At 64.8% G+C, this 26,054-nt stretch carries 23 protein-coding genes and 1 pseudogene; 16 read left to right on the top strand and 8 right to left on the bottom strand.

The window, feature by feature from the left end:
• Positions 1-4: 4 nt before the first annotated feature.
• Positions 5-766, bottom strand: a complete 762-nt coding sequence (locus RM2_RS17585; protein WP_072690834.1) for a MerR family transcriptional regulator — start codon at positions 764-766, stop codon at positions 5-7.
• A 39-nt stretch (positions 767-805) separates the two neighbouring features.
• Positions 806-2,662, bottom strand: a complete 1,857-nt coding sequence (locus RM2_RS17580; protein WP_072690833.1) for an AMP-dependent synthetase/ligase — start codon at positions 2,660-2,662, stop codon at positions 806-808.
• Between the two features lie 550 nt (positions 2,663-3,212).
• Between RM2_RS17580 and RM2_RS17575 the strand changes: the two genes are divergently transcribed.
• Together RM2_RS17575 and RM2_RS17570 are read left to right on the top strand one after the other, a co-directional pair.
• Positions 3,213-4,106: a beta-propeller fold lactonase family protein gene (locus RM2_RS17575; RefSeq protein ID WP_218017240.1), complete on the top strand. Its 894-nt coding sequence runs from the start codon at positions 3,213-3,215 to the stop codon at positions 4,104-4,106.
• A 233-nt stretch (positions 4,107-4,339) separates the two neighbouring features.
• Positions 4,340-5,431 (top strand): beta-propeller fold lactonase family protein, encoded by a 1,092-nt coding sequence (locus RM2_RS17570; RefSeq protein WP_245814025.1) that lies wholly within the window; start codon positions 4,340-4,342, stop codon positions 5,429-5,431.
• Positions 5,432-6,165: 734 nt separating this feature from the next.
• On the opposite strand, the pseudogene RM2_RS17565 reads toward RM2_RS17570, so the two are convergent.
• The 3 genes and pseudogenes from RM2_RS17565 to RM2_RS17555 form a co-directional block, all read right to left on the bottom strand.
• Positions 6,166-6,723: pseudogene (locus RM2_RS17565) on the bottom strand (GNAT family N-acetyltransferase).
• 128 nt (positions 6,724-6,851) lie between these two features.
• Entirely contained in the window at positions 6,852-8,039 is a 1,188-nt protein-coding gene (locus RM2_RS17560; RefSeq protein WP_245814024.1) for an RtcB family protein, read from the bottom strand.
• Positions 8,040-8,563: 524 nt separating this feature from the next.
• Positions 8,564-9,820: an MFS transporter gene (locus RM2_RS17555; RefSeq protein WP_174553874.1), complete on the bottom strand. Its 1,257-nt coding sequence runs from the start codon at positions 9,818-9,820 to the stop codon at positions 8,564-8,566.
• A gap of 381 nt (positions 9,821-10,201) precedes the next feature.
• Between RM2_RS17555 and RM2_RS17545 the strand changes: the two genes are divergently transcribed.
• From RM2_RS17545 to ftsW, 3 genes are all read left to right on the top strand, one after another.
• Positions 10,202-10,858 (top strand): TetR family transcriptional regulator, encoded by a 657-nt coding sequence (locus tag RM2_RS17545; protein ID WP_072690828.1) that lies wholly within the window; start codon positions 10,202-10,204, stop codon positions 10,856-10,858.
• Positions 10,858-11,520 carry an enoyl-CoA hydratase-related protein gene (locus RM2_RS17540; RefSeq protein WP_072690827.1) on the top strand — a complete coding sequence of 221 codons (663 nt, stop codon included), beginning with the start codon at positions 10,858-10,860 and terminating at the stop codon, positions 11,518-11,520. Before RM2_RS17545 ends, RM2_RS17540 begins: the two co-directional genes overlap by 1 nt.
• A gap of 130 nt (positions 11,521-11,650) precedes the next feature.
• Complete coding sequence (ftsW, locus tag RM2_RS17535; RefSeq protein ID WP_072690826.1) at positions 11,651-13,060, top strand: putative lipid II flippase FtsW; 1,410 nt, start codon at positions 11,651-11,653, stop codon at positions 13,058-13,060.
• A 46-nt stretch (positions 13,061-13,106) separates the two neighbouring features.
• On the opposite strand, the gene RM2_RS17530 is transcribed toward ftsW, so the two are convergent.
• Positions 13,107-14,114 (bottom strand): LacI family DNA-binding transcriptional regulator, encoded by a 1,008-nt coding sequence (locus tag RM2_RS17530; protein WP_174553873.1) that lies wholly within the window; start codon positions 14,112-14,114, stop codon positions 13,107-13,109.
• A gap of 199 nt (positions 14,115-14,313) precedes the next feature.
• On the opposite strand from RM2_RS17530, the gene RM2_RS17525 reads away from it, so the two are divergent.
• From RM2_RS17525 to RM2_RS17515, 3 genes are all read left to right on the top strand, one after another.
• Complete coding sequence (locus RM2_RS17525) at positions 14,314-15,252, top strand: dihydrodipicolinate synthase family protein (protein ID WP_072690850.1); 939 nt, start codon at positions 14,314-14,316, stop codon at positions 15,250-15,252.
• A gap of 405 nt (positions 15,253-15,657) precedes the next feature.
• Positions 15,658-16,833 carry an Nramp family divalent metal transporter gene (locus tag RM2_RS17520; protein WP_072690849.1) on the top strand — a complete coding sequence of 392 codons (1,176 nt, stop codon included), beginning with the start codon at positions 15,658-15,660 and terminating at the stop codon, positions 16,831-16,833.
• A gap of 241 nt (positions 16,834-17,074) precedes the next feature.
• A complete protein-coding gene (locus RM2_RS17515; protein WP_072690824.1) occupies positions 17,075-17,734 on the top strand; it encodes a ScbR family autoregulator-binding transcription factor in 660 nt (219 codons plus the stop codon).
• Positions 17,735-17,775: 41 nt separating this feature from the next.
• Here the strand turns inward: RM2_RS17515 and RM2_RS17510 are convergent, their stop codons facing one another.
• Positions 17,776-18,084, bottom strand: coding sequence for a hypothetical protein (locus RM2_RS17510; protein WP_072690823.1), 309 nt, complete (start codon positions 18,082-18,084; stop codon positions 17,776-17,778).
• Positions 18,085-18,137: 53 nt separating this feature from the next.
• A complete protein-coding gene (locus tag RM2_RS17505) occupies positions 18,138-18,566 on the bottom strand; it encodes a PPOX class F420-dependent oxidoreductase (RefSeq protein WP_072690822.1) in 429 nt (142 codons plus the stop codon).
• Positions 18,567-18,717: 151 nt separating this feature from the next.
• Here RM2_RS17505 and RM2_RS17500 point away from each other — a divergent pair, with 151 nt between their 5' ends.
• The 8 genes from RM2_RS17500 (at position 18,718) to RM2_RS17470 (ending at position 25,995) form a co-directional block, all read left to right on the top strand.
• On the top strand, positions 18,718-20,271 hold the full coding sequence (locus RM2_RS17500; RefSeq protein WP_072690821.1) for a succinic semialdehyde dehydrogenase: 1,554 nt from the start codon (positions 18,718-18,720) through the stop codon (positions 20,269-20,271).
• Between the two features lie 124 nt (positions 20,272-20,395).
• Entirely contained in the window at positions 20,396-21,196 is an 801-nt protein-coding gene (locus RM2_RS17495; protein WP_072690820.1) for a crotonase/enoyl-CoA hydratase family protein, read from the top strand.
• Positions 21,197-21,714: 518 nt separating this feature from the next.
• Entirely contained in the window at positions 21,715-22,332 is a 618-nt protein-coding gene (locus RM2_RS17490; RefSeq protein WP_245814022.1) for a TetR/AcrR family transcriptional regulator, read from the top strand.
• Positions 22,333-22,447: 115 nt separating this feature from the next.
• Entirely contained in the window at positions 22,448-22,600 is a 153-nt protein-coding gene (locus RM2_RS24610; protein WP_169846758.1) for a hypothetical protein, read from the top strand.
• A gap of 56 nt (positions 22,601-22,656) precedes the next feature.
• Positions 22,657-23,055, top strand: coding sequence for a beta-ketoacyl-[acyl-carrier-protein] synthase family protein (locus RM2_RS17485; RefSeq protein ID WP_169846757.1), 399 nt, complete (start codon positions 22,657-22,659; stop codon positions 23,053-23,055).
• 12 nt (positions 23,056-23,067) lie between these two features.
• Positions 23,068-24,585: a carotenoid oxygenase family protein gene (locus tag RM2_RS17480; RefSeq protein ID WP_072690817.1), complete on the top strand. Its 1,518-nt coding sequence runs from the start codon at positions 23,068-23,070 to the stop codon at positions 24,583-24,585.
• A 66-nt stretch (positions 24,586-24,651) separates the two neighbouring features.
• Positions 24,652-25,590: a winged helix-turn-helix transcriptional regulator gene (locus tag RM2_RS17475; protein ID WP_072690816.1), complete on the top strand. Its 939-nt coding sequence runs from the start codon at positions 24,652-24,654 to the stop codon at positions 25,588-25,590.
• Positions 25,591-25,815: 225 nt separating this feature from the next.
• The gene (locus tag RM2_RS17470; RefSeq protein WP_139277815.1) at positions 25,816-25,995 is read left to right on the top strand and encodes a hypothetical protein; all 180 of its coding nucleotides are present in this window, start codon (positions 25,816-25,818) and stop codon (positions 25,993-25,995) included.
• Positions 25,996-26,054: the final 59 nt, after the last annotated feature.

Raw genomic sequence — 26,054 nt, 5'->3', positions numbered from 1 at the left:
CGGGTTATTGCTGCTTCGCGTTGGCGACGATGACGTCCCGCACGTACTGGGCGAGCCCCTGGGCAACCTCGTCGTAGTGCCTTCGAAAGCGGTCGTCGGCGACGTACATCTCGGCGACGTTCACCTGCATCGCGTGGTCACAGTCGTAGAACTTCGAGACCCAGGCGCGATGTTCCTCAGCGAGCGCGTTCGCCCGATCGGACCCAGGTTCGGCGCCCTCACCCATTGCTTGCGCAAGCCTCGCCTCGAGTGCGTCTGTCTCGGCCTTGATTCGCTGCCAGTCCTGCTTCTTCAGCTTCGCGGTGCGCTGCTGTGACTGCTTCCAGGCGGTGCTGTCGCCCCAGCGCTCCTCGGCCTCGGCTGCGTACTCCTCGCTGCGCCAGTTGTCGCCGAAGATCTCGTGCTGCTCTTCGGGGGTGAGCGCAATGTCCATGCTTTTTGCCTCCATCATCTTCTCCACGGCTGCAGCCATCTGGTGTAAGCGATCGATGCGTTCACCCAGCAACGCGTGCTGTCGCCGCAGATGCGCGAGTGCATCCACGTCGGGGTCGTCGAGGAGGGCTGTGATCTCCTCGAGAGGGAAACCCAACTCCCGGTACATCAACACTCGGTGCAGCCGTTCCACGTCTGCATCCGAATAACTGCGGTACCCACTGGGTCTGCGGCCGGACGGCGTCACCAGACCGATCTCGTCGTAGTGGTGCAGAGTGCGCACGCTCACTCCGACCAGCCTGGCAACGACGCCTACCGTGTGTTTCTCGCTCACATTCTCTAGCGTGCAGCCTTACCTCGCGTGAGGGTCAAATCAGATGTAGAGATCCGCGAGTGCGTCGGAGAAATTTGTCATCACGACCTTGCGTTTGAGTTTCATGCTCGGTGTGATCTCGCCGTTCTCGATGGTCAGTTCCCGTTCGAGGATGTGGAACTTCTTGATCTGCTCCCACCGGTTCAGGTTGGCATTGAGTTCCTCGACGTAGCCGCCGATCAAGTTACGGGTCTGCTGAGCGTCGGCGATTTCGGCGAGCGACTTGTCGCCCATCTGGTGCTGTTTCGCCCATTCGCCGATGGATTCGGCGTCGAGGGAGATCAGGGCTACGCAGTACGACTTCCCTTCGCCGTCGACGATGATCTCGCCGACGTACGGGCAGATGCCCTTGAATGTGGCCGCGACCGCGGACGGCGCGACGTACTTGCCGTTGGACGTCTTGAACATGTCCTTCTTGCGATCGGTGATTCGTAGGTAGCCTTTGTCGTCGACCTTCCCGATGTCGCCGGTGTGGAACCAGCCGTCCTCGGTGAGCGCCTCGGCCGTGGCTTCAGGATTCTCGTGATACCCACCCATGACGCCCGGACCCTTGATGAGGACCTCGCCGTCGTCGGCGATCTGGAGCTCGGTGCCGGGGACGGGCCAGCCGACAGTGCCGAACTGGTACGCGGACGGGCGGTTGACGAACGTCGCGGCACTGGTCTCGGACAGTCCGTAGCCCTCCAGGACGACGATGCCGACAGCGTCGAACCATTGCGCGACATCACGATTGAGTGCCGCCGAACCGGAGATGAAGAACTTCAGGCGCCCGCCGAAGCGATCTCGGATGGTGCTGTACACCAGTCGGTCGGCCACGGCGTGCTGGATCGAATCCAGGGTGGACGGCTTCTTGCCCGCCTGTTTCGCCCTCGACACCGCGAGTCCGACACCGATCGCCCAGTCGAAGATCTTCTCCTTCAGTCCACCCTCCTCACGCACCGTCGAGATGATGCGCGCGTAGGCCTTCTCGAAGATCCGGGGAGCCGCGCCCATGAACGTGGGTCGCACCACAGCGAGATTCTCGACGATCTTGTCGACGCGGCCGTCGATCGCGGTCGCGAAACCGATCTGCAGGGGGAGGGTGAGCAAGAGCTTTCCGAACACGTGGGACAAAGGGAGCCAGAGGTATTGAAGGTCGTCGGCGTCGAGAATGCCGGTGGAGTCGACCGCCGCGACCTCGTACGTCCACGCGGAGTGCGACAGGCGCACTCCTTTCGGTCTGCCCGTGGTCCCCGAGGTGTAGATCAGGGTGGCCAGGTCGTCCGGCTTGATCGCCTCGATCCGCTGGTGCACGGCTTCGGGTGTCCGGGCGAGTAGTTCGGCACCGAGGTCGTGCAATTGCTCGAAGGCGATGACCCAGCCGTCGTCGTTGGCGCCGGGGCTGCCGTCAATTAGCACGACCTTCTCGACATGGCCGAGTTCATCTCGCCGCTCCCGCAGCTTGGCCAGTTGAGTCGGATCCTCCGCGAAGACGATGCGGCTGCCGGAGTTGGCGACGATGTAGGCGACGTCGTCGGCCTTGGTGGTCGGATACACCGTAGTGGTGGCCGCGCCGGCGCACATCACCGCCAGATCAGCCAGTGCCCATTCGTACCGGGTGGACGAAGCCAGCGCCACCCGTTGCTCGGCCTGCACGCCGAGTCCGATGAGTCCGGCGGCGAGGTTGAGCACCCGTTCGCCTGTCTCGGACCACGTGATGCTGTTCCACCGGCTCGGGTTCCGGGGGTCGACGTAGCGGAACGCTTCACGGCCCGGTGACTGCGCCACCCGATCCACGAACAATGCGGCTACCGACGGGGCCCGGTTCTCGATCCTGGACCAGTCCACAACCTCTTCCGACGCGCGCTGTGCTGTCATGCGTCGATCTTAGGAAGCGGCGCCGCCCGGCGGAGCGGTTTCGCAAGGCGGCCTCGAAAGTCCGGTGGTGTTCTCCGCGACGGCCGTCTGATTGCTTGACTTCGGGTCGCGGTGGCCAGCGCACGGGTCCCCTGTTGTAGTGCTCGGCGACCATCGTGAGCACTCATTCAGAGCGGAGATCGAGCCTGTTGAGGTAGTGAGCGCCGTCGTCGATCGGATTGTCCGGCGGAAGGAACCCCTCGCCGACCCACCCCTACTCTCGTCGCCGACCGAGCACCGCACCTGCGCTGCGCTCCGTTCCCGGTCCAGAACGACTCGGCACGGGATACGAGTGGCATTCTGGCCGTGAGGAGTTCGGCGGATCTGGAGTCGCGATCAGAATCTTGCTGTTAACCTCCGATCGGCTGGTGGTCGGATCCGGGGCGCCGGTTTTCCCACTGAAAGGTTGATCCGTTTTGTTCCTCTGAGGCAGGAGAAAAATGTGAATCGCCGCAGTAGTTTTCGCAGTTGTCCCAGGGTCGGCGCGCGCAGCCAACGTGTCATGCTGAGGATGACAGCCGCTTTCACGATGGTGCTCGGCATGGCCGGAATGGGGGCGGCGGCCGCGGCGGCAGATTCCGTCATCGCTACCGTTCCGGTCGGAGACAGCCCATCCTGGGTGGCGGTCACCCCGGACGGGTCCCACGCCTACGTCACCAACGCTCTTGGCGATTCGGTGTCGGTGATCGAGACGACCGGGAACACCGTGGCCACGACCGTTCCGGTCGGGGGCTTCCCGGTCGGGGTGGCGGTCACACCGGACGGGTCCCGCGCCTACGTCACCAACTTTGACGGCGGTTCCGTGTCGGTGATCGAGACGACCGGGAACACCGTGGCCACGACCGTTCCGGTCGGGGACGGCCCGCGTGGGGTGGCGGTCACCCCGGACGGGTCCCGCGCCTACGTCACCAACTCTCGTGACAATTCGGTGTCGGTGATCGAGACGACCGGGAACACCGTGGCCACGACCATTCCGGTCGGGGAGAGCCCGCGCGGGGTGGCGGTCACCCGGGACGGGTCCCGCGCCTATGTCGCCAACGGTGTCGGCCGTTCGGTGTCGGTGATCGAGACGACCGGGAACACCGTGGCCACGACCGTTCCGGTCGGCAACTATCCGACCGGGGTGGCGATCACGCCGGACGGGTCCCGCGCCTACGTCACCAACTTTGGCGGCGGTTCGGTGTCGGTGATCGACACCGCCGGGAAGACCGTGGCCACGACTGTTCCTGTCGGGAACGGTCCGTTCGCGGTGGCGGTCACCCCGGACGGGTCGCACGCCTACGTCGCCAACTTTGACGACGATACGGTGTCGGCGATCGCCATCGACCGGTGCACCGGATCTCTGTGCTTCGATTTCGGTTCGTTGACCGGCAGCGGTTCGGGCCCAGGCAGCGCCTTCAGCTGACACCCGCACTGGAGAGGTAGCACGCCGCCTCACCGTATGGGGGGCACTGTACGGCGGTTCGCGTGCTCGGTCGTGCATCGTATGGTCTTGTGGCCGTGAGTGCTTCGGCGAGTCCTGGGCCGAAATCGGGATTTCGGTTGTTAGTCTCTCCTGGGCTGGTGTTCGGGATTCGGACGTCGGCCATCGTGACTGCACGGTTGATCCGTTGCTCTTCTCTGAGGTAGGAGAAAAATGTGAATAACCACAGGAGTTTTCGCCGGTACGCCACGGGCGGGGGTCGCGCCCAGCGTCTGGTGCTCGGGTTGACAGCTGTTTTCGCGATGGCGGTTGGTATGGCCGGACTGGGGGCGGCGGCCGCGGCAGCGGATACGGTCATCGACACCGTCCCCGTGGGGGGCTTCCCGGTCGGGGTGGCGGTCACACCGGACGGGTCCCGCGCCTACGTCACCAACAGAGGTGGCGATTCGGTGTCGGTGATCGACACCGGCACCAACACCGTCGTGGGCGCACCCATCCCGGTCGGGAACAGGCCGTTCGGGGTGGCGATCACCCCGGACGGATCCCGCGCCTACGTCGCGAACGGTTTTGACGATTCGGTGTCGGTGATCGACACCGGCAGCAACACCGAGATCACGACGGTCCTGGTCGGGAATTTCCCGCACTGGGTGGCGGTCACCCCGGACGGGTCCTTCGCCTACGTCACCAACCGACTTGATAATTCGGTGTCGGTGATCGACACCGCCACCAACACCGAGATCACGACCGTCGCGGTCGGGAACAGGCCGCGTGAGGTGGCGGTCACCCCGGACGGGTCCTTCGCCTACGTCACCAACCGACTTGATAATTCGGTGTCGGTGATCGACACCGCCACCAACACCGAGATCACGACCGTCGCGGTCGGGAACAGACCGCGTGGGGTGGCGATCACCCCGGACGGATCCCGCGCCTACGTCACCAACGCTAGTGACGATTCGGTGGCGGTGATCGAGACCGCCACCAACACCGTGGTCGAGACCGTCCCGGTCGGGGACGGTCCGCGTGGGGTGGCGATCACCCCGAACGGGAAACGCGCCTACGTCACCAACGGTGACGATGGTTCGGTGGCGGTGATCGAGACCGCCACCAACACCGTCATCGAGACCGTCCCGGTCGGGAACGGTCCGCGTGGGGTGGCGATCACCCCGAACGGGAAGCGCGCCTACGTCACCAACATCGATGGCAATACGGTGTCGGTGATCGCCATCGACACGTGCCTCGGGTCGCTGTGCATCGACTTCGGTTCGTTGACCGGCAGCGGTTCAGGCGCCGGCAGCACCTTCAGCTGACACCGGCACCGTGGAATCGGATGACACCGCCATCCTGACAATAAGGGTGGCGGTGTCTCCGGCTTGTGGACGGGCAGTCGGACATTGCCTAGATCTGCCGGCTTCTGGCAGCCACTCCTCTTCGCACAGTCGACCTGGTTCCGGGATCCGAACCATACAAGTCATTGCTCCTGAGGTCAGGAACTACTACGACGACGTGAGTAGGCGCGGAGGGATCGTCGAAAGACTCGGTGCGAGAAAGCCAAGCTGGCAGACTTCGGCGACTACATCCCAATCATCTTGCACAGCATCATAATAACCGAAAGAGACGTACTCCTTGCTCGGCGTTGCCGAATCTGCATCTAACACGAGAATGTTTCTTGGTGAGCCTGCCGAGCTGATCCCCTGCAGAGAACAATCTGCGTCGACACTTCAGAGGGTCCCGGGGGTCGACGTACCGGAACGCTTCGCGGCCCGGTGACTGCGCCACCCGATCCACGAACAATACGGCTACCGATAGGGCCCGGTCTCAATCCTGGACCAGTCCACAACCTCTTCCGACGCGCGCTGTGCTGTCATGCGTCGATTCCAGGAAGCGGGCCCTCCGGCGGAGCGATTTCGCCACGCGGCCTTGGAAGTCCGGTTCTGCTTCCCTCGACGGTCGTCTGCATGCCGGACTTCGCGCGCCGGCTGTCGATGCCACGGCCCTCAGTTCACTATCCTCAGTTGCACTGCTTGGCGACCGTCGCGAGCACTCATTCAGAGTGGAGATCGAACCTGTTGACATAGTGGGCGCCGCCGTCGATCGGATTGTCCGGCGAAAGGAACCCCTCGCCGACTCGGTGGAAGCCGGCCTTTTCAAGCGCGCGCCACGACGCCCGGTTGGGGACGACGGCAGGGACGATGATCGCGGTGGTTTCAGGTAGGTCGACGCGGCACTTGATGGCGAAGGCACTGATCACCGCGGTGCCCAGACCCTGACCGGTGTGTCGCGGGTCGCCTACGAAGTAGTCGATCGAGATGCTTCCCGGTGGGATCTCGGTGAGGGCCGTGAGGAGTCCGAGGTCCTCGGAATAGTCGGCGATCCGCTACCGCTGGATGAATCCGAACGGCGAGCCGCCCCGCAGGACGAGAAAGTCCTCGCTGGGCTCGGTGCCGTCGATGCTGCCGCCGAAATCGCGTTCGATGTCCGCGTCCGCGGCGCTTTGGTTCCAGAACCGCGCCACGTGTGGTTCGTGGAACCATCGTTGAAGCTGAGGCAAATGCTCGCGGGTTGTGCGGACGAACTCGAAGGTGACTTCTTCGGCGCTCACGGTAGGGAAACTAGCAGTTCGAGGGTAGTGAACACCTCGAATACGGGTGCTCGACGAGCATCGGGCGTTTGCTACCAATGAGTAATAGAACGTACGATCTGCTATCGTTCGTGTCGACCTTCAATCCTCTACTCTCCCTTAACATTCAGAAACTGGCGCAGCTCGTGCAGGACCGTGACCAGGTCGGATGCGTCCTCCATTACCACGTCGATCGCCTTGTAGGCCGCAGAGATCTCATCGATCCACTCCTTGCCGTGGCGGTACTCGATGCCCGTCATCGACCGCTCGAGGTCCTCGAGCGTGAAGCGCTTGCGCGCCTCGGTGCGGGAGAACATCCGTCCTGCCCCGTGCGGGGCCGAGTGGAACGACGCGGCGTTACCCTTTCCCTCGGTGATATAGGATCGCGTCCCCATCGAGCCGGGGATGATTCCGCGCTTGCCCGGTGAGGCGTCCACGGCCCCCTTGCGGGTGAGCCACAAGGTCTTGCCGCCGATGGTTGTCTGCTCGGTGTAGTTGTGGTGGCTCTCGATCCGGTCGGACTCGATCTTGTCGGGGTCCAGGCCCATCCACTCGGCGAAGACCAGCCGGAACCGGTCGAGCATCTCGCCCCGGTTGGCCAGCGCGAACGCCTGGGCCCAGCGCAGATCCTTGATGTAGCGCCAGAACTGGTCGGTGTACTCGGGCAGGTAGGCGTGATCCCTGTCTGCGAGCGGGACGAACCACTTCTCACACAGCTGCTGCGCGATCTTGATGTGCTGCTGCGCGATCTTGTTCCCCACCCCTCGACTGCCGGAGTGCAGCGTGAGCCAGACCTGATCGTCCTTGCAGAAGCACGCCTCCGTGAAGTGGTTCCCGCCGCCGAGCGTGCCCAGCTGCTCGCGCCACCCCGGCGAGTGCGACAGGTCGACGTCGTTGTCGGCGGCCATCGTCTCGAGGGCGGCGATCCGCTTGGCGGTGAACTCGTACCGGCCGAAGCGGGTGTTGTAGTTGCCCGCGGACATGGGGATCGCGTCCTCGACCGCCTCGCGCAGCTCGGCCAGCGTGCGGCCGGACGCCAGGTTCGTGTCCACGTCCTCCTTGTGCACGTTGGTCCGGATGACCGAGCAGCCGCAGCCGATGTCGGCCCCGACCGCGGCCGGGATGACCGCACCCCTCGTGGGAATGACGGTGCCCACGCTCGAGCCCTTACCCAGGTGGGCGTCGGGCATGAGGGCGACGTGCTGGTGGATGAACGGCAGCCGGGCAAGCGCCCTGGCCTGGTCGACCGTGGCGTCGTCGATGATGGAAGCCCAGTTCAGGACCTTAGGGGCGATCATTTTGGGTGGCATGGTTCTCCAGTCGATTGGCGGTTCGGTGTCAGTGTGTCGGATCGGGTGGGGAGATTACTCAGGCATGGTGATCCCCACCGCCCGCACAGCATTGGCCTTCCGTGGGGTTCCATCGGGCTCGTTACCGTCGCCCCGCAACTCGGGGAAGACGCCTCGATCAGGGCCTCGAGGTTGCGGGCGGCGCCCCGGTCGCGATCCAGACGCAGACCGCACTCACAGGTGAAGACTTGCTTCTTCAGAGAGGGCGACCCGGGCCTGCGTGGCGAGCCACCGGTGCGGCGGCTCTTGGTTGGTGCGCTTGTCCTAACCCACTCGGCGCGGTGCGGACCATCCACCGCGCCCACGATGACCTCGACGGCATCATCTACCGGGGTCGGTTCGCTGGCAGCGCCTGCGTCGCGCTGGTCGAACGCGCCGCCGACGCGTTCCCCGATCGCAAGGTGCTGTCCACCCGGAAGTATGCGCCCGCCCGTTTCTGCTTGCTCTGCGTCGACCGCGCGTGCCCCGAGCATCTAGAGAACTGCGCCCCTTGTCTCGGGGAGCGCGTACGTACTGGCAAGGCTGACCAATATCAGGAGCGCCAGCATGAGTCCGATAGCACCGCTACCGAATGCGGCGAGGAGAGCACCTGCGACAAGGGGAGGTACCGCCCCCCCGACGATGCCGCCGAGGTTGAACGCCAGTCCGGCACCGGAAAAGCGGAAGCGGGTCTCGAACAGCTCAGGGATGAACGACGCCATCGGTCCGTAGGAGATGCCGAGGATCCCGAAGGTGCCGGCGATGCCGATGGCGAAAAGGATCGGCGAACCGGTGTCGAGGAGCGGGAGAACGGCGAAGGACCAGGGAACTCCGAGGACGAAACCGGCCAGCATGATCCTCCTGCGACCGTACTTGTCGCACATGCCCGCCGAGATGGCGGTGAAGAGAATCATGAACAGTCCGCCGAGGATGCCGACAGCCAGGATCAGGTTACGAGAATGCCCGAGTTCGGTGCTGGCGTAGCCGGTCAGGTAGGTGCCGCCCATAAAACTGAACGTGAATACACCCGTCATGGATCCCGCTCCGAGCAGAGTCTGCTTCGGCTGCTGACGGAGGAGGTCAGCCAACGGGACCTGAGCAACGGAGTGGTCCTTCTTTTCCTTACGGAAGACCGGGGTCTCTTCGATGCTCAACCGGACATACAGCGCGACGATGATCAGGACGGCGCTGAACAGAAACGGTAGCCGCCAGCCCCAGGCCATGAACTCCGAACTCTCCTCACCGATTGTCACGTTGGCCGAGAGGAACATCAGATTGCTCAGCACGAGCCCGGATCCCACTCCGAGCTGGGTGAACATTCCATACATTCCCCGCTTGGCAGGAGGGGCGTACTCGGCGCTGAGTAGCGCCGCCCCCGCCCATTCGCCGCCTGCGGCCAATCCCTGCAGTAGGCGCAGGGTCAGCAGCAGGATCGGAGCGGCGACGCCGATTGCTGCGGTACTGGGAACCAATCCCACCGCCACCGTCGACAACCCCATGATCAGCAATGTGGCGACGAGAGTTTTCTTCCGGCCGAGCCGGTCGCCGAAGTGGCCGAAGATCGCTGCTCCGAGCGGCCGCGAGAAGAAGGCCGCAGCGAAGGTGGCGAAGGATGCGATGGTCGCCAGCGTCGGTGACAGGTTCGGGAAGAACACCGCGGGAAACACCAATGCGGCGGCAGTGCCGTAGATGTAGAAATCGTAGAACTCGATAGCGGTACCGACGTAGCTCGCGAAGGCGACGCGCTTCATCGATGGGGGCGGTGAGGTTGTTGTTTTCGACGCCACAAGCGTGGGGTTGTCGTTCATGGGGTCCGCCTCGTATCGCCCGCGCTTCAATAGGACTGCCCCGAGTTCAGTGACTCGTGGGCGCGAGTGCTTCACCGCGTGACCTTCGGTGAGGCATACTCGCGCGATCCTAACGCGTTGCGTTCCGAGAACTACTCGTCCGGGGCGCTGTAGCCGACGTCAACGATATGACGACCCCATTCGGGAACCGGCTCGAGAAGCTCTCCGGTGACCTCGACGAGATCGTCCACGGCACAAGGCGCATCAACACCGATATCGGTGTTCGCGGCCGACAACAATATTACCGATGAGTAATAGAACGGTTGATCTGCTATCGTTCGCCGCATGCCCAGGCCTCGCGTCCATGATCTCGACGGTGTCCTCGACGCCGCCGAACGGCTGGCCGTGGAGGGCGGACCGAGCGCGGTGACGCTGCGCGCGGTCGCCGGGGCCACCGCGATGTCCAACGGCGCCATCTATCACGCATTCGGCTCCCGGGGCGGGCTGGTCGGGCGCGCCTGGTTGCGGGCTGCGCACCGATTTCTCGGTCTGCAACAGGAGTCGGTCGACCGGGCGCTGGGGCGTCGTCCCGTGGAAGATCGGACCGCGGCGGCGGATGCTGTCGTCGCGGCCGCCGACAGCCCCGCAACCTTCGCCGAGCGCTTCCCGCAGTCGTCACGTCTTCTTCTCACTGTGCGACGCGACGAACTACTCGGAGCGGACGTCCCAGAGGAGATCGCCGACGAGTTGTCGCGCCTCGATTCCGTCCTCGTCGAACTGTTCACCCGGTTGGCGCTGGCTTTGTGGGGGCGCACGGACGGTCGCGCAGTCGAAGTGATCGAAGCGTGCATCGTCGGACTCCCCACCGGTCTCCTCCTGCACAGCCGGCGGGATCCGGACGTCGCCATGCGCCGACGCCTGGAGGCGGCGGTGCGTGCCGTCCTCACCCTCGACCCCCCACCTCCGGGGAAACGTCACAACAGCAACACGAAAGGCCCCTGATGACTGCCACCCTCACCTCCCGGGACAAGATCGCCGTCCTTGATCTCGGCGACGACGAGAACCGTTTCTCTCCCGACTGGCTCGACACTGTCGGCGGACTCCTCGACGACGCGCAAGAGCAGGGCTCCTCGGCCCTCGTCACCACGGCGACCGGAAAGTTCTACTCCAACGGCCTCGATCTGGACTGGCTGATGGCCAACGGCGACCGCGCGGATTGGTACGTCGGGAAGGTGCAGGCCCTGTTCAGCAGAATTCTGACATTCCCCATGCCGACGGTGGCCGCGGTCAATGGACACGCTTTCGGCGCGGGAGCCATGTTCGGAGTTGCGCACGACTATCGGGTGATGCGTTCCGACCGTGGGTTCTACTGCTTTCCCGAGGTCGACATCCACATTCCGTTCACCCCGGGGATGGCCGCGCTGATCCAGGCCAAGCTGACCGCGCAGACGGCGATCACCGCCATGACAACCGGTCACCGTTACGGCGGCGCCGAAGCGCACACCAGTGGGCTGGTCGATGCGACCGCCCCGGAAGGCGAGGTCCTCGACTCCGCCGTCGACCTCATCACCCCTCTCGCAGGAAAGGACCCCGGCACTTTGGGTGCGATCAAGTCCACCATGTTCGCGTCGGCCATCGCCGCCCTTGCCTCGGGCCGATCATGACTCACTGACATGGCCGATGGGGCCACCGAGATCACTGGCATTGCGAGCCCGCTCGGTGGCCTGCCGTGTGCGTGGGACCATCGCCGATGTGAGGCCGAGCGAAACGCGAACACGACAGGACCCCGGCACGGTGAAGACGCGGTCCTCGCCTGGGCGGCGCGGTTCCGAGTCTCGGGTACCGGCGGGTGAGACGGCGGGAACGGGTGGTGGGGTGCGGCGGCCGCGGACCCGGTTCGGGGTGTGGATGGCCCGCCCGCTCTTCGACTTCCACGTCATCACAGGTGTGACGGTCGTGTTGCTGACCATCGGGTTGATGATGGTGCTGTCCTCGTCGTCGGTGGTGGCCTATCTGAATACGGGTTCGCCGTACTCGATGTTCATGCCCCAGGTGATCTACGCGCTGATCGGGTGCGTCATCTTCGTCATCGTGGTGCGGGTCCCGACGGAGTGGCTCCGCAGGGTCGCGGTGCCCGGCCTGGTGCTGTTGTGTGTGCTGCTGGTGCTGGTGCTGTTCCTCGGCGAGGAGCAGATGGGGTCGCGGGCGTGGTTCACGTTCAGCGGGTTCTCGTTCCAGCCGTCGGAACTCGGCAAGGTCGCGTTGGCACTGTGGGCAGCACATCTGATCGCCACCTTCACCGCCGCCCGGGTGGAGATCGACCGCGCCCTACCCGCCCTGGCCACGGTCAGCGTGCTGATGCTGGGCCTGGTGGTGCTGCAGAAGGACCTCGGGATGATGATCATCCTGGGGATCATCTTTATGTCCGCCCTATGGTTCGGGGGGGTAAACATTCGCTGGGTCAGCGGTATCGCCGCCGGTGCGGTGGCCGCCGCACTGATCCTGGGGTTCACGGCCGGTTATCGGTCCGACCGCATCCAGGCGTTCCTGAACCCCAGTCGCGACCCGCAGGGACTGAACTACCAGTCGAACCAGGCGAAGTTCGCGCTCGCGAACGGGGGTTTCTTCGGCACCGGCCTCGGTCAATCCGACGCGAAATGGTCCTACCTACCCCAGTCGTACAACGACTTCATCTTCGCCGTGATCGGGGAGGAGACGGGCCTGATCGGGGCGTTGTCGGTCCTGGGTCTGTTCGCCGCCGTCCTGGCGGTTGGGATGCGGATCTCCCGACGCCAACGCGACCCATTTTTGAAGGTGCTGGTCGCGGTCGCGACCACCTGGATCGTCGCGCAGGCGTTCATCAACATCGCCTGCGTGGTCGGGCTGCTCCCGGTGACCGGGTTGCAGTTGCCGCTGATCTCGGCCGGCGGCACCTCGATGCTCTCCACGATGGTGATGTTCGGGCTCATCGCACACGCTGCCCTGCGCGAACCCGAGGCCGTCGCCTCGCTGTCGAACGGTCCTCGCAATCTGAGTGTCCGGGTCTTCGGTGCACCGCGCGCACCGGTACGCCGCTCTCCCGCCCCGCGGTACGTGCACAAATCAGACGAGTCCCGGACAACTCGTCCGCGGGCTGCGCGCCGGGCGGAGACCCGCCGCACGGCGGACGTGCGGCGTTCTCAACGCAGGTCCCACAGCTCCTGACCTGCGCCCGGTCCGCATCGGCCAGTCCGGCCGTGTTGCGGGCGGCTCAGGCTGCTGGTGAGCCCGATGATCGTCGGGGGATCAGGGTGGGCATGGCACGCCGGATCGGGTCGTTGATCGGAGTCGGTGCGAGCATCAGATCAACCGCGGCGGCCGCGATCTGGTCGAAAGGCGTGCGTACCGAAGTCAGTGGGACCGAGAGTAGATGCGCCAGAGGGATGTCGTTGTATCCGACCAGTGCGACGTCATCACCGACGGACAATGACCGTTGGTGTGCCGCCGCTATGACGCCCAGCGCGAGATTGTCGTTGGCGGCGAAGACGGCGGTAGGGCGAACGGATGAACTGAAAAGCCGGCGGCCCGCTTCTTCACCGCTTTCGATTCCGAAGCTCGATTCGATGATCCAATCCGGGTTGACCGTGACTCCTGCTTCGTTCAGGGCCTTCATGCTCCCCGCGAGGCGTCCGGTCGCGGTCGAGGTGAACAAGGGACCGGGCAATACCGCGATGTGGGTGTGCCCGAGGTCTATCAAGTGCCGGGCGGCTAGGTATCCGCCCGCCTCGTCGTCACCGATCGAGGACGGGCTGATGCCGTCGGTGCGGAGCACGAGCGCGTGCGGAACGCCTTGATCACGCAGTTTCCGGGCCAGGGCATCCTCTTGCAGGCTCGAGGCGATGATCAAACCGTCGACATTTCGGCCGAGGAGCGTCTGCGCGGCCTTCTGCTCATCGGCAGGGTCGTCGCCGGTCGTCGCGACCACGGTGAAATAGCCGAGCCGGTGCGCTGCGCGTCCGATCGCCTCGAACATCAAAGCCATGACGGTATCGCTCAATCGGGGTACCAGTACGCCGATGGTGGCGGTCTCGCCGCGCCGCAGGTTGGAGGCGAACGTGTTGCGGCGGTAGCCGAGCGAGTCGGCGACCGCCCGAACGCGTTCTGCTGTCGCCGACCGCGAGGGCGGGATGCGATCGTCGAGTATCCGGCTCACCGTTGATGTGCTCACACCGGCCGCCCTGGCAACCTCACGCAACGTGACGGGCGGGGTCTTGTCCATCACTGGTCGCGGCACGTTCCGCTTCGATTCCATTGCCTACCCATCTATCTCGCCTCCCGGCATATCGCCTTGCTGAGAAACCTCGGCCACAGCTAGTTCGCTTCGTGACCCTTGACACAGCTACGACCATACCTCACGATGGGAACGTTCCCGGGAACGTTCCCATCCCATGCAGCACCTACCCATAAGCGAGAAGATTGTGACCTCACTCGACCTCCGAGGACTTGTCCCGGCCCCTATCACCCCATTCAATCGGGACGAATCCCTCGACTTCGAAGCGATCAATCGTCTCGGGTCTTGGCTGGCCCAGGTGGATGGAGTCAAGGGCCTCGTCGTCCTCGGCCATGCAGGTGAGGGCACTTTCCTCACCCAGGACGAGCAAGCAGACGTCATCACGGCGTTCCGTGATGCTGTCGGCGACCGGCTCCCGATAATCGCGGGCATCACCGGCGAAGGAACCGCGGTTGCAGCGGACGAAGCCAAGCGGGCAGTGGCCGCCGGAGCAGCGGCCGGGCTCGTCTACCCGTCCCACGGTTGGCTGCGATTCGGCTTCCAGAAGGGCGCCCCGCAGGATCGTTACCGGCACATCCACGAGGAATCCGGGCTGCCGCTGATCCTGTTCCAGTACCCCGACGTCACCAAGGCCACCTACGACCTCGATACCCAACTCGAGATCGCCGCGCAGCCGGGCGTATTCGCCACCAAGAACGGCGTGCGGAATATGCGGCGATGGGACACAGAAATCCCCGTTCTCCGCGCGGAGAACCCCGACCTTCAGATCCTCACCTGCCACGACGAGTACCTGCTCCACACGATGTTCGATGTCGATGGCGCCCTCGTCGGATACGGAGGACTCGCACCCGAGCCGCTCGTCGAGCTCATCGCCGCCGGAAAGGCCAAGGATTACGCGGCCGCCCGCGCCATCCATGACCGCCTGCTGCCGGTGACCCGCAACGTCTACCACCGTGGCTCGCACATGGAGGGCACCGTGGCGCTGAAGGAAGGCCTCGTTGCCCGGGGCATCCTCGAACACGCCACCGTTCGCTCGCCGCTTCTGCCGCTGGCTGCGGGAGCAGACGCCGAGATCGCCAACGCCCTCGCGTCGGCGGGCCTGGAGTCGGTGGCCGCTTACGCGTAACCAGAAGACCTACGACCTAGTTGTAGTTTCCGGCGACGGAAGCTGAACAACTCCCGATGTAAGCGCTGTCGCTGCGCGCGCAGCTAGCTACTAGTACAGGGGTTGTCGTGGGCCCGCGTTTAGCGGGCCCACGACAACCCCTTCGCAAAGCCCGGCACCGCACCTGCCCCCGACTCGCGGTTGCCTTTCGGCAGTTCACACCGTCAGCGGCGAATGACCCGCTCGTCCAGTTCCCTCGTCTGCGCATCACGACTGAGGTTCGGACAATAGAAAGAGTGCTCATCGATGAGACAAGAATCTCTTGCGTCAACCATTTCGCTCGAGGACGATGTAGTGATCGCCGGCGATCCTGAGCCGCACGATCGTCGGCCCAGGTCGCAGCGGAAGTGGGTTCACACACTGGCGATGGCCGGGCCGGCGTTCGTAATCGGAGCCTGGCAGTTCGGGCCCGGCGCCCTCGCCAGCTCCATTCAGGCAGGCAGTCAGTACGGCTACGCGCTGATCTGGGTACTCGCGGCCTCGGCGATCTTCTCGCTCGCCTACGCGGACATGAGTGTCCGGCTGGGTATTCGCACACCCGCGTCGATCATCAGCTCGGTAAAAGACGTGCTCGGCCGCGGCGTCGGAGTTGCTGCGGGCATCGGCGTCTTTTCGATCGCCCTGTGCTTCTCGGTCGGCAACGCGGTGGGTTCCGGTCTGGGGCTGTCGTTGGTTTTTGGTGGCTCACCGATAGTGTGGAGCGTGGTGTGTACGACCGCGGTCGGACTGATCTTGTTGTTCCGCAATGTCTACCGCGTGGTTGAGCGCGTCCTGGTGGTGGCCGTTGCTGTCATGGCGGCCACCTTCATCATCAGTGCCATCATCGCCAAGCCGGACTGGTACGAGGCGCTGGGCAGTATGGTTCCCAGCATTCCTCCGGGTGGACAGCTGCTCGTCGTCGCCATCGTCGGCACTAACTTCTCCCTCAATGCAGCATTCTTTGCCTCCTACACAACCCACGAACGCAACCGCACCGAAGCCGAGTATCGCGAGGCAACCATCGTCGGTACCATTCCGGGCATCCTCGCGCCGAGCATCATGGCATCGCTCGTGATGATCGTCTCTGCAGCTGTCCTCGGCCGCGACGGCGTCGAAGTATCAAGCTTTGCCAGCCTTGCCAAAATCTTCGAACCCCTCGCCGGACCTATCGGATCGACGATCTTTGCCGTCGGTCTCTCTGGCGCGGCGTTCTCCTCGATGGTTGCCAACGCGACCGGTGGTGGCATCATGCTTTCCGACGCGCTAGGGAAGGGGCCGACATCGAGCAGCGCCACGGCCAAACGGGCCAGCGCCGTGATCCTCGCTGTCGGCTTGGCCATCACGCTCGTAGTACAGACGAACCCGATCCAGCTCATCATCGGAGCTCAAGCGCTGACTGTGCTGGTCGCCCCGTTCCTCGGCCTCCTGTTGCTGGTGATGAGCAACAGGGCGACGTTGATGGGAACCCTCCGCAACCGGTGGTGGCAAAATGTTCTCGGTGTAGTCGGGTTCTGCTCGATACTCAGCGTTTCTGGCCTGTTCGTATACCAGCTGTTCGGCTGAGCTTGTCGTTTGTAGCTTCGCCGGCCGGTACGACGTCGGTGCGCGACGTCGACGACCACCTCACGCACGCCGGCGCCACCGACAAGTAGGGGGTAGCAGCACGCCCGGGACGAGGTCGCCGAGTGCACTACGCTGCACCGAAGCGGCTACTAGTTACCGGCTGGTACCGTCGTCCGGGCGATGGGCACGTCGTGCACGTTCGCAGTCGTTTTCGTTCCTCGTGCGAGGGAAAGGTGTGAGCGTGGTTCAGCAGGCGCGTGCTGCGGCTACCAGACGGCAGATCGTCCGTGGGGCAGCGGCGATGTTCGAGAAGTCGGGGTTCGAAGGAGCCAGGCTCGGCAACATCGTCGAGATCGCCGGAATTACGAAGGGTGCGTTGTACTTCCACTTCCGCTCGAAAGAGGATTTGGCGCGCTTCATAATCGGTGAACAACACCGCATCTCCATTGCGTCCGTCGAGGCGATCGGCCGCGAGCGGGCCCCGGCCATCGAGCAGATCGTGATGCTCTGCCATGAGATGGTCCGGCAGATCGTTCATGATCCCGTTGTGCGTGCCGGCATCCGGATCACCCTCGAACTCAGCGCCGACGAGAACGGGCCCGCTGACCCCTATCTCGACTGGATAGACAGTTGCGAGTTGCTCGCCACCAAGGCTGTTGCGGAGGGTGACCTCCGCCGCGACATCGACCCCGCGAGGTTCGCCCGCTTCGTCATCGGTGCGTTCACCGGTCTCAATACCGTCTCGCAGGTGTTGACGAGGCGCACGGACCTCGGGGAACGAGTCGACGACATGTGGGAGTTCGTGCTCCCCGGAATTATGCCTACGGGCAGGCATCAGGACATCACGAGGATTCGCCGAGCACGATGGACCCCTGTCGGGGGCCACCAGTCGGACGAATAGAACGTGCCGACACTCGTCGGTCCTATGAGCGACGAGTTCGGTTACCCAGGACGCGACAGATCGGGCCACGGCGGACGACGGAGCACAGCAAGCGTTGTGATCACCACCGCGGCCAGTCCGATGAACTCGCCGAAGAGCGCCATTCGGGTGGCGTCGAACGCAGGTTCCCACTTGGCTGCGCCGTCGTGAATGACGAATACCCCGAGCGGTGTGGCGGTGAAGCCGAGGGCGCCGCGAATCCTGGTGACGGTGATGATCGTGACTCCATCGACAGTTTCGTAGGGTTCGCCGTAGATGCGGGCATCAGTGCTGTTCATCCGCAGTTGGTCAGCAACTTCCCGAATTTTCATGACGACCCCTCTCGTCGGGTGTTCTCCTTGTCCGGTAGATGCCGACTTCACAATCAGTCAGCGAGAGCGCTGTGCGCGATCACTTTCTCGATCTGCAGACGTACCAGGAATTCGCCGGCCACGCCGTTGCGCTCACCGAACTCCTCCGCACGCTCTTCTCCCATGTATCGGCCGCCGATACGGGTGGCCCACCGCCGCAGTTCAGCAGGATCCTCCGAGACCTCGGCCTGTCCCTGAATGATCGCGTACGCGAAGGGTGGCCGCTCGTCGTCGACGCACAGCGCGGCCCGTGTGTCGCGGATCAGGTTGCGGCCTTTCACCGACGTTTTTCCCGTAGTGAAGACGAGATGGTCTCCGTCCAGAACGAACCAGACCGGTGCCACGTGTGGGCTGCCGTCGGCGCGTACGGTCGACAACTTGCCGGTGCGAGTGCCCTCGGAAACGAACCCCCGCCACTCTGCATTCGACATGCTCTTAGCCATGGGGACATCATCACACGGCGGGAGGTTCCCGCCCGGGCGAAAGCGCAAGCGGCTGGCGCGGTGCCCGTCACCGATCCACCCTGTGACATGGCACACCGAGCGGGTAGATTACGTGTAACCGAAAAAAACTACTATCCAGTAGAGGTACAAAATGCCTGTTCCGACCGCCGCTACGTTCGCGCGGCTCGCCGACCTCATTGCCATCCCAGATGCGGCGGATCGCCCGACGCGTTCCGTCGTGGAGGCGTTCACGGGTAAGGAACTTGCCACTGTCCCGGTCGGTACCGCCCAGGACGCCAAGGACGCGATCGCGCGCGCCCGGGTGGCGCAGAGGGAATGGGCCAAGCGGCCGGCCACGGAACGTTCAGCCATCTTCCATCGCTACCGCAACTTGGTACTCGAGAACCGAGACACCCTGCTGGACATGGCGCAGGCCGAGACCGGCAAGTCTCGCGCCGCTGCGCTGGAAGAGGTCCTCGACATCTCGCTCACCGCCCGCCATTATGCGCGCGTCGCCCCTAAACTGCTGCGCCCGCGGCGCGTTTCGGGCATGCTCCCGGGCCTCACCAAGACTGTGGTGCGGCACCATCCGAAGGGGGTCGTGGGTGTCATCGCTCCCTGGAATTACCCCATGACCCTCGCCGTGTCGGATGCCATCGCCGCGCTCCTCGCGGGCAACGCTGCGGTCCTCAAGCCAGACAGTCAGACCCCCTACTGCGCCCTCGCCTGCGTCGACCTGATGTACCAGGCCGGACTGCCCCGCGACTTGTTCGCCGTGGTTCCCGGCCCCGGCTCCGTGGTCGGAACGGCTCTCGTCGAAAACACCGACTACCTGATGTTCACCGGGTCGTCGGCGACGGGCCAACTCCTCGCCGAGCAGGCCGGCCGCCGGCTCATCGGGTTCTCCGCGGAACTCGGAGGTAAAAACCCGATGATCGTCACGGCGGGCGCGAATCTCCGGGAGGTCACCGACGCGGCCGTGCGTGCCTGCTACTCGAACTCCGGGCAGCTGTGCATCTCGATCGAGCGGATCTACGTCGAGGAGTCCATCGCCCCCGAGTTCACCCGGATGTTCGGCGAACGCGTCCGCAACATGACGCTGCGTGCCGGCTACGAATTCGGAATCGAAATGGGGAGCCTGGTGTCGGAGGCTCAGGTCAAAGCCGTGTCCAGTCACGTCGACGATGCCGTTGTGAAGGGTGCGACCGTGATCGCCGGCGGCAAGGCCCGCCCCGACCTCGGCCCGCTGTTCTACGAGCCGACCGTGTTGACCGACGTTCCCGAGAGCGCCGAATGCTACCGCGACGAGACGTTCGGACCGCTGGTGTCGATCTACCCGGTCGCGAACGTGGACGAGGCGGTCGAGCGGGCGAACGACACCGAGTACGGCCTCAACGCCAGCGTGTGGGCGGGAACCAAGGCTGAGGGCGAGGCCATCGCCGCGCGGATCCACGCCGGAACCGTGAACGTCGACGAGGGATACGCCCCGGCCTGGGGTAGCACCGGCGCTCCGATGGGCGGCATGGGGGTGTCCGGAGTCGGGCGCCGCCACGGCGAGGACGGGCTCCTCAAGTACACCGAACCGCAAACCATCGCGACCACCCGCATCCTCAACCTCGGTGGGCCGCGAGGGCTGCCGCCGAAGGCGTGGGCCAAGATCATGCCGCCCTTCGTGAAGGCGCTGCAATGGATCCCGGGTCGCTGATTTCTGGTTAGCGATCCCGATCCGCACCTCGTTTATGCGCGTCGCACCCCTGCGGAGGGGTGCGACGCGCACGCAAGGACCGCGGATTGCCAGCGTCAAGTTTGCCGAACCGGAGGATTGAGACGTGCCTGAGCAGAACGAGACCACGCAGTCGGCCGCACTGTGGGAACGCCGGGGGGGAGTCGGCATCATCACACTCAACCGCCCTGCCGCGCTCAATGCGGTGAACGGTGCGTTGTCGACGGCCGTCGGAACTCTTCTTGAGCAGGCCGACGCTGACCCCGAGGTGCGAGTTGTGGTGATCACCGGTTCGGGCCGCGCGTTCTGCGCGGGAGCGGACTTGAAGGCTCTCGCGTCGGGTGAGAACACGGCGGCGGACGGGCACCCCGAGTGGGGCTTCGCCGGGTACGCGCAGCACTGGGTCAGCAAGCCGACCATCGCCGCGGTCAACGGCTTCGCGCTCGGCGGCGGTACCGAACTCGTCCTCGCCAGCGACCTTGCGGTCGTGGACGAGCAAGCCAAACTGGGGCTTCCCGAGGTCAAGCGTGGACTGTTCGCCGCCGCCGGTGGCGTCATCCGACTGCAGCAGCAGATTCCGAAAAAAATTGCGCTGGAAATCGCACTGACCGGTGAACCGATTACGGCGGCGCAGGCTAGAGAATTGGGACTGGTCAACCGCGTCGCCCCAGCCGGCACTGTCCTCGAGGTCGCGCTCGATCTCGCGGAGCAGATCGCGGTCAACGCGCCGCTGTCGGTTCGCGAATCGAAGGCGATGATTCATCGCACCGCGAGTGAGTCCGACTGGGACGGGGAAGTGTGGAAGGCGAATACCGCAGCGATCGCGACCATCTTCGCCAGTGCGGACGCACTCGAAGGGCCGACGGCGTTCGCAGAGAAGCGGCCGCCGATCTGGCAGGGCCGCTGACCTCACCTCCGAAGAACCGGCGGGTGCCGAGCGTCGTAGCCGGGGTTTTGCCGTGGTAGAGGTTGCGGACGATCTCCCCGGTCGTCGGGTCCATCATGAATCCGTGGCCCGAGTAGGCGGCGGCCTTGCACGTCGACCCGCAGGCGAGTACGTCCCTTTCCAGGAGAACGACGTCGGACACACCGAATTCGGCGAGGTGGAACGCGATGCTGGCGCCGATCACGCCGCCGACAACGACCACGGACGCGTGTCCGGGAAGTTCCCTGCTCATGTCGCCGTCTGCCTTCATATTCGAGGACGGGTGATGGGCTGCCCCGGAGGCCGAAGCGTCCGCAGACCGGAGCTGAGTTGGTGGTCGGCGGACGAGTGCTCGTGCGTCGAACCTCAGAACGCGCAGGGGAGCCGAGGCGGTTCCAGAAGCGCAATGTCGTACGTGGTTGACACTAATGAACTGCGGACCGAGAATATGTGATGGCCGAGACGTCGGGCGCCGGCCCAGCCGCGAGGAGGCATGTGCGGTGCGTGAATACGGAAACGACCCAGATCGGTGTGCGTTGGTAGAAGCTGCGGGTCGGTGTTTCGCCAAACTTGGGTACGAACGGACCACGGAGGCGGTGATTGCCGACTGCGCCGGCATTTCTGCGGACGAGTTCTCTGCGTCTTTCGACTCCAGGGAAGACGCCTTCCATGCCGTCTCCGCCGCTGTATTCGATATGTTCTTGGAGGCGCAGCGCATCCCGGTCCAGCCCGGCGCGGACCCACGCGTCGTTCTGGCCGCGGCGACCGCCGCAGTTATCGAGACGGTCTACAGCGTCGGGCGGTTGTTCACGTTGATCGAGGCCCGAGCGGTCGTCGACCCGGTGGTCAGGGAGCAGTTGGAGACGGCGCACGACCGGATCCTTCACCGGTACATCCGCTTCATCGAGGGTCTCCGTCGGGCCGGGGTCGCGACCCCGTGCGCCGAGTCCTCCCGGCTCGCCAGCACACTGTCCGACGCCCAGTGGTCGGGTGCTGAGCGCCTGATTGGTGCGCCGAAGGACGAACAACGACGGTTCATCGCCGACATGACGGCGGCGTCCGAACGTTTCATCGGGCTCGGAGGCGTCACCGAACTGATATCCCGCTCGGCCAGCTGAACCAGTCGATCCGGGCGCTGGTCTTTGCAATCGAGCGGTGGAGTCTGCTGGGCGTAGCATATCTGGTGACAGTCGTCACACGACCGACTCGTCACTTTGAGCCTGGAGGACCTCCATGCCGCAGATGATGATCCACGTCGTCGGTGGCTACCAGTCCGACTTCGCCGTCAACTGGCACCGTGCCGAACTGGACTTCGACGCCCTGTTCTCCGAGACCATCGACGGCGCCCTCGAGGTCGCAGGGCTCGGCCCCACGAGGTCGAGGTGATCCACGCGGGCAACCTGCCGGTGTCCGGGCGCCTGCGTCGACAGGACTGCAGCCAGATGACCGACGGAGCGAGTGCTGTAGTGCGGGTCTCCGAACGACTGCTCGAGCGCCGACCGGAGCTGCGCGCACGACCAATGGCCACGATCACCGGGCGGGGGCACCGCACCGCCGGGCTGCCGCTCGGTCAAGAGCTACGGGCGTCCGTCGACGACGTGTACGTGCTGCCGCACGTCCACCACACCATCGCCGACGCCCTGCGCCGCTCCGGGCTCGCCGGGATCGAGCAGGTAGACGAGGTCGAGGTGCACGATTGCGTCTCGATGACCGAGTACATGATCATCGACCATCTCGGCATTACCCCGCCCGGCGCGAGTCGTTTCGCCACTCTCGATATCGGCGGTAGCGCTACGACGGTGGCCAGTTTATTCGTCAAATCAACCTCTGCCACAAAGTGATTGGAACCCGCTATGGACATGGAAGTAGTAGGCCGCGCCATCAGCACGCTGCCAGCCGATGACGATCATCCGTACCGCACCGGCGCCTGGCGACCGCAGACCACCGAATGGGATGCCCCCGACCTCGAGTTGGTAGCCGGCGAGATCCCTACCGACCTGGACGGGGTGTATCTGCGCAATACCGAGAACCCGGTCCGACCCTCGATCGGCCGGTATCACCCCTTCGACGGTGACGCAATGGTGCACCTGGTCGGCTTTCGGGATGGTAAAGCCTTCTACCGCAACCGGTTCGTGCGCACGGATGGGCTGCGCGCCGAAGAGGAGGCCGGGCACGCGCTGTGGGCGGGGATTTCCGAGCGTCCGTCGAAGTCGTTGCGGGAGGACGGCTGGGGTGCTCGGGGGCGCATGAAGGACGCTTCGAGCACCGATGTGGTGGTGCATGCCGGCACCGCGATCACCAGTTTCTACCAGTGCGGTGACCTGTATCGGATGGACCCGTTGACTCTCGAAGACCAGGGCAAGGCCAACTGGCACGGGAAGTTCCCGAGCGAGGCCGGGGTGTCCGCGCACCCGAAGGTCGACGAGAACACCGGCGAGATGCTGTTCTTCAATTACGGCACCGACGCCCCCTACATGCACTACGGGGTGGTCGACCCCGACAACCGGTTGGTGCACTACGTCGACATCGAACTGCCCGGACCTAGATTGCCGCATGATATGTCGTACACCGAGAACTACGCGATTCTCAATGACTTTCCGCTGTTCTGGGACGAGAACATACTCCGTGGGGGCGGGTACGCCGCTCGTTTCCACCCGCACCTGCCCACCCGGATCGGTGTGATCCCTCGCCGTGGAGCGTCCCACGAGATCCGCTGGTTCGAAGCCGCCCCCACCTACGTGTTGCACTGGGCGAACGCCTACGAGGACGGTGACGAGATAGTCCTCGACGGGTACTTCCAGGACAATCCCGAACCGCAGGCCCCGGTGGACGCCAGCTACTACGAACGGCTTTCGCGCTTCCTCTCCCTCGACAACATGCAGACGTATCTGCACCGGTGGCGCCTGAACCTGCGCACCGGACAGGTGAGCGAGCAACGGCTCAGCGACCGGATCAGCGAATTTCCGATGATCAACGGCCGCCGCTCGGGCCGTCGACACCGCTACACCTACGCGGCGACCGGGGCGCCCGGAGTCTTCCTCCTCGACGGGTTGGTCAAGCACGACACCGAAACCGGCAAGGAGGAGCAGTACCGCTTCGACGACGGCGTGTTCGGCAGCGAGACCGCGATGGCACCCAGCGTGGGTTCCGCTGCGGAGGACGACGGGTATCTCATCACGCTGACCACGGACGTCGCCAACGACCGGTCCGAATGCCTGATCTTCGACGCCGCGAACGTCACCGTCGGCCCCATCGCGCGACTCAGGCTGCCCGAGCGCATCGCCAGCGGCACCCACAGCACGTGGGCGGCAGGCGCGAACATCCCGAACTGGCGCACGGCCGACACCATGACTTCAGCGCTGGGATTGTGAGCGCCCGCCCTACGGTCGAGGAAGCCGACCTGGCGACGGAATTGACGGTCGGAGGCCCGAAACTCCATCGCGGTCACTCGGGGCCTCACTGGGGACGAGTGGAACCTGCGGATCGTGCGCTGCGCGATTGCCGGGGCCACCCGCTTTCAGGATTGGCTCGAGCGGCTGCACATCTCCAACTCCGTGCTCACCAGCCGGCTGGGGATGCTCGTCGATCTCGGTGTGCTTCGCAGGTCGCCGTACCAGCTACGACCATTGCGCTACGAATATCTCCTCACCAGGCGTGGCAGGGATCTTTGGACGTCACTGGTCGCGATCTGGGGGTGGGAACTGGCGTGGGTTCCCGAACACACCCCACCGATCCCGGCCCTACACCATACGATCTGCAATCACGACTTCCTGCCCGTGCTGTTATGCGCACACTGTTCCGTGGCGGTTCAGCCCAGGGACGCGGCCGGCACGTTCGGCCAGGCGGGTGAGTGGGGGCGCAGCGTCCCGAATGCCTCGACTCGACGCCGGTCCCGCAGCGGCGCGCCCGGTGACGATCCGGCGTTCCCGCAGACCTACGCTCTGCTCGGAAACCGTTGGTCTGCGGCGATGGTCGGCGCCGCGTTTGCGGGCGCCCGCCAGTTCAAGGACTTCGAGCAAATCCTCTCCGCGCCGCCGACCGTCCTGTCGGATCGGCTCAGGCACTTCTGCGAACTCAGCATCTTCGACGCGGTCCCGGTGGGAGGGCGGAGCGATCGCCCCGTGTACCAGCTCACCGACAAGGGCCGCGCGTTCTTTCCGGTGATCATGCTGATCGTCGCCTCGGGGCAGCGGTGGTTCCACTCTCCAGAGGGCCCGGCGATGATCTTCCGGCACCGTCCACCTGCTTCTGAGCTCGACCATCCCTTCGCTCCACGTCTCGCCTGTGGGCACTGCGGGGGCGAACTACGCGGCGCCGACATCGCCGATGCCGACACCGACGTGCAGGCTCCGACCTCCTCCCACTCGACGCAGTGAAAGTTGGTAGTACGTAGGGAAGCCTGCCCATGGGAGGACATGAACACTGCCCGTTGGTGGCCAATGAGAACTGCGCCTTCTCACACCGGGCAAACCGAAGCGGTCCCCTATTCGGGGGAACGTAGCGGGCAGACCGGATGACCCCCGGACACTCCCGTCCGCCGCCAGCATCCACCGCCCCGACATACTCCACCGCCCGACATGCTCAGGCATCACCGTGATCAGATGGCGCCGAGTTCCCGTGCCCTCGCGGCGGCCGAGGTCGTTCTCGGCGGCGGCGAGGTCGGGGCGGGTGGTGGTTCCGACCCGGTTGCGCAGCACGTCGGTGCCGGACAGGAAGTAACCCGCCCAGCCTGCGGCGCGACACCGGGTCCGCAGCCGGATGACCGGCAACACCGCTTGTGACGACCCAAGCACTGCAAATCGCGACACGGACCAGCAAGACTAGAACATGTACTAGTTTG

This window comes from Rhodococcus marinonascens NBRC 14363 (assembly GCF_001894885.1).
Lineage (GTDB): Bacteria > Actinomycetota > Actinomycetes > Mycobacteriales > Mycobacteriaceae > Rhodococcus_F > Rhodococcus_F marinonascens.
Note: the sequence above shows the minus strand (reverse complement) of the source record. Positions and strands in the feature narration are given on the sequence as shown.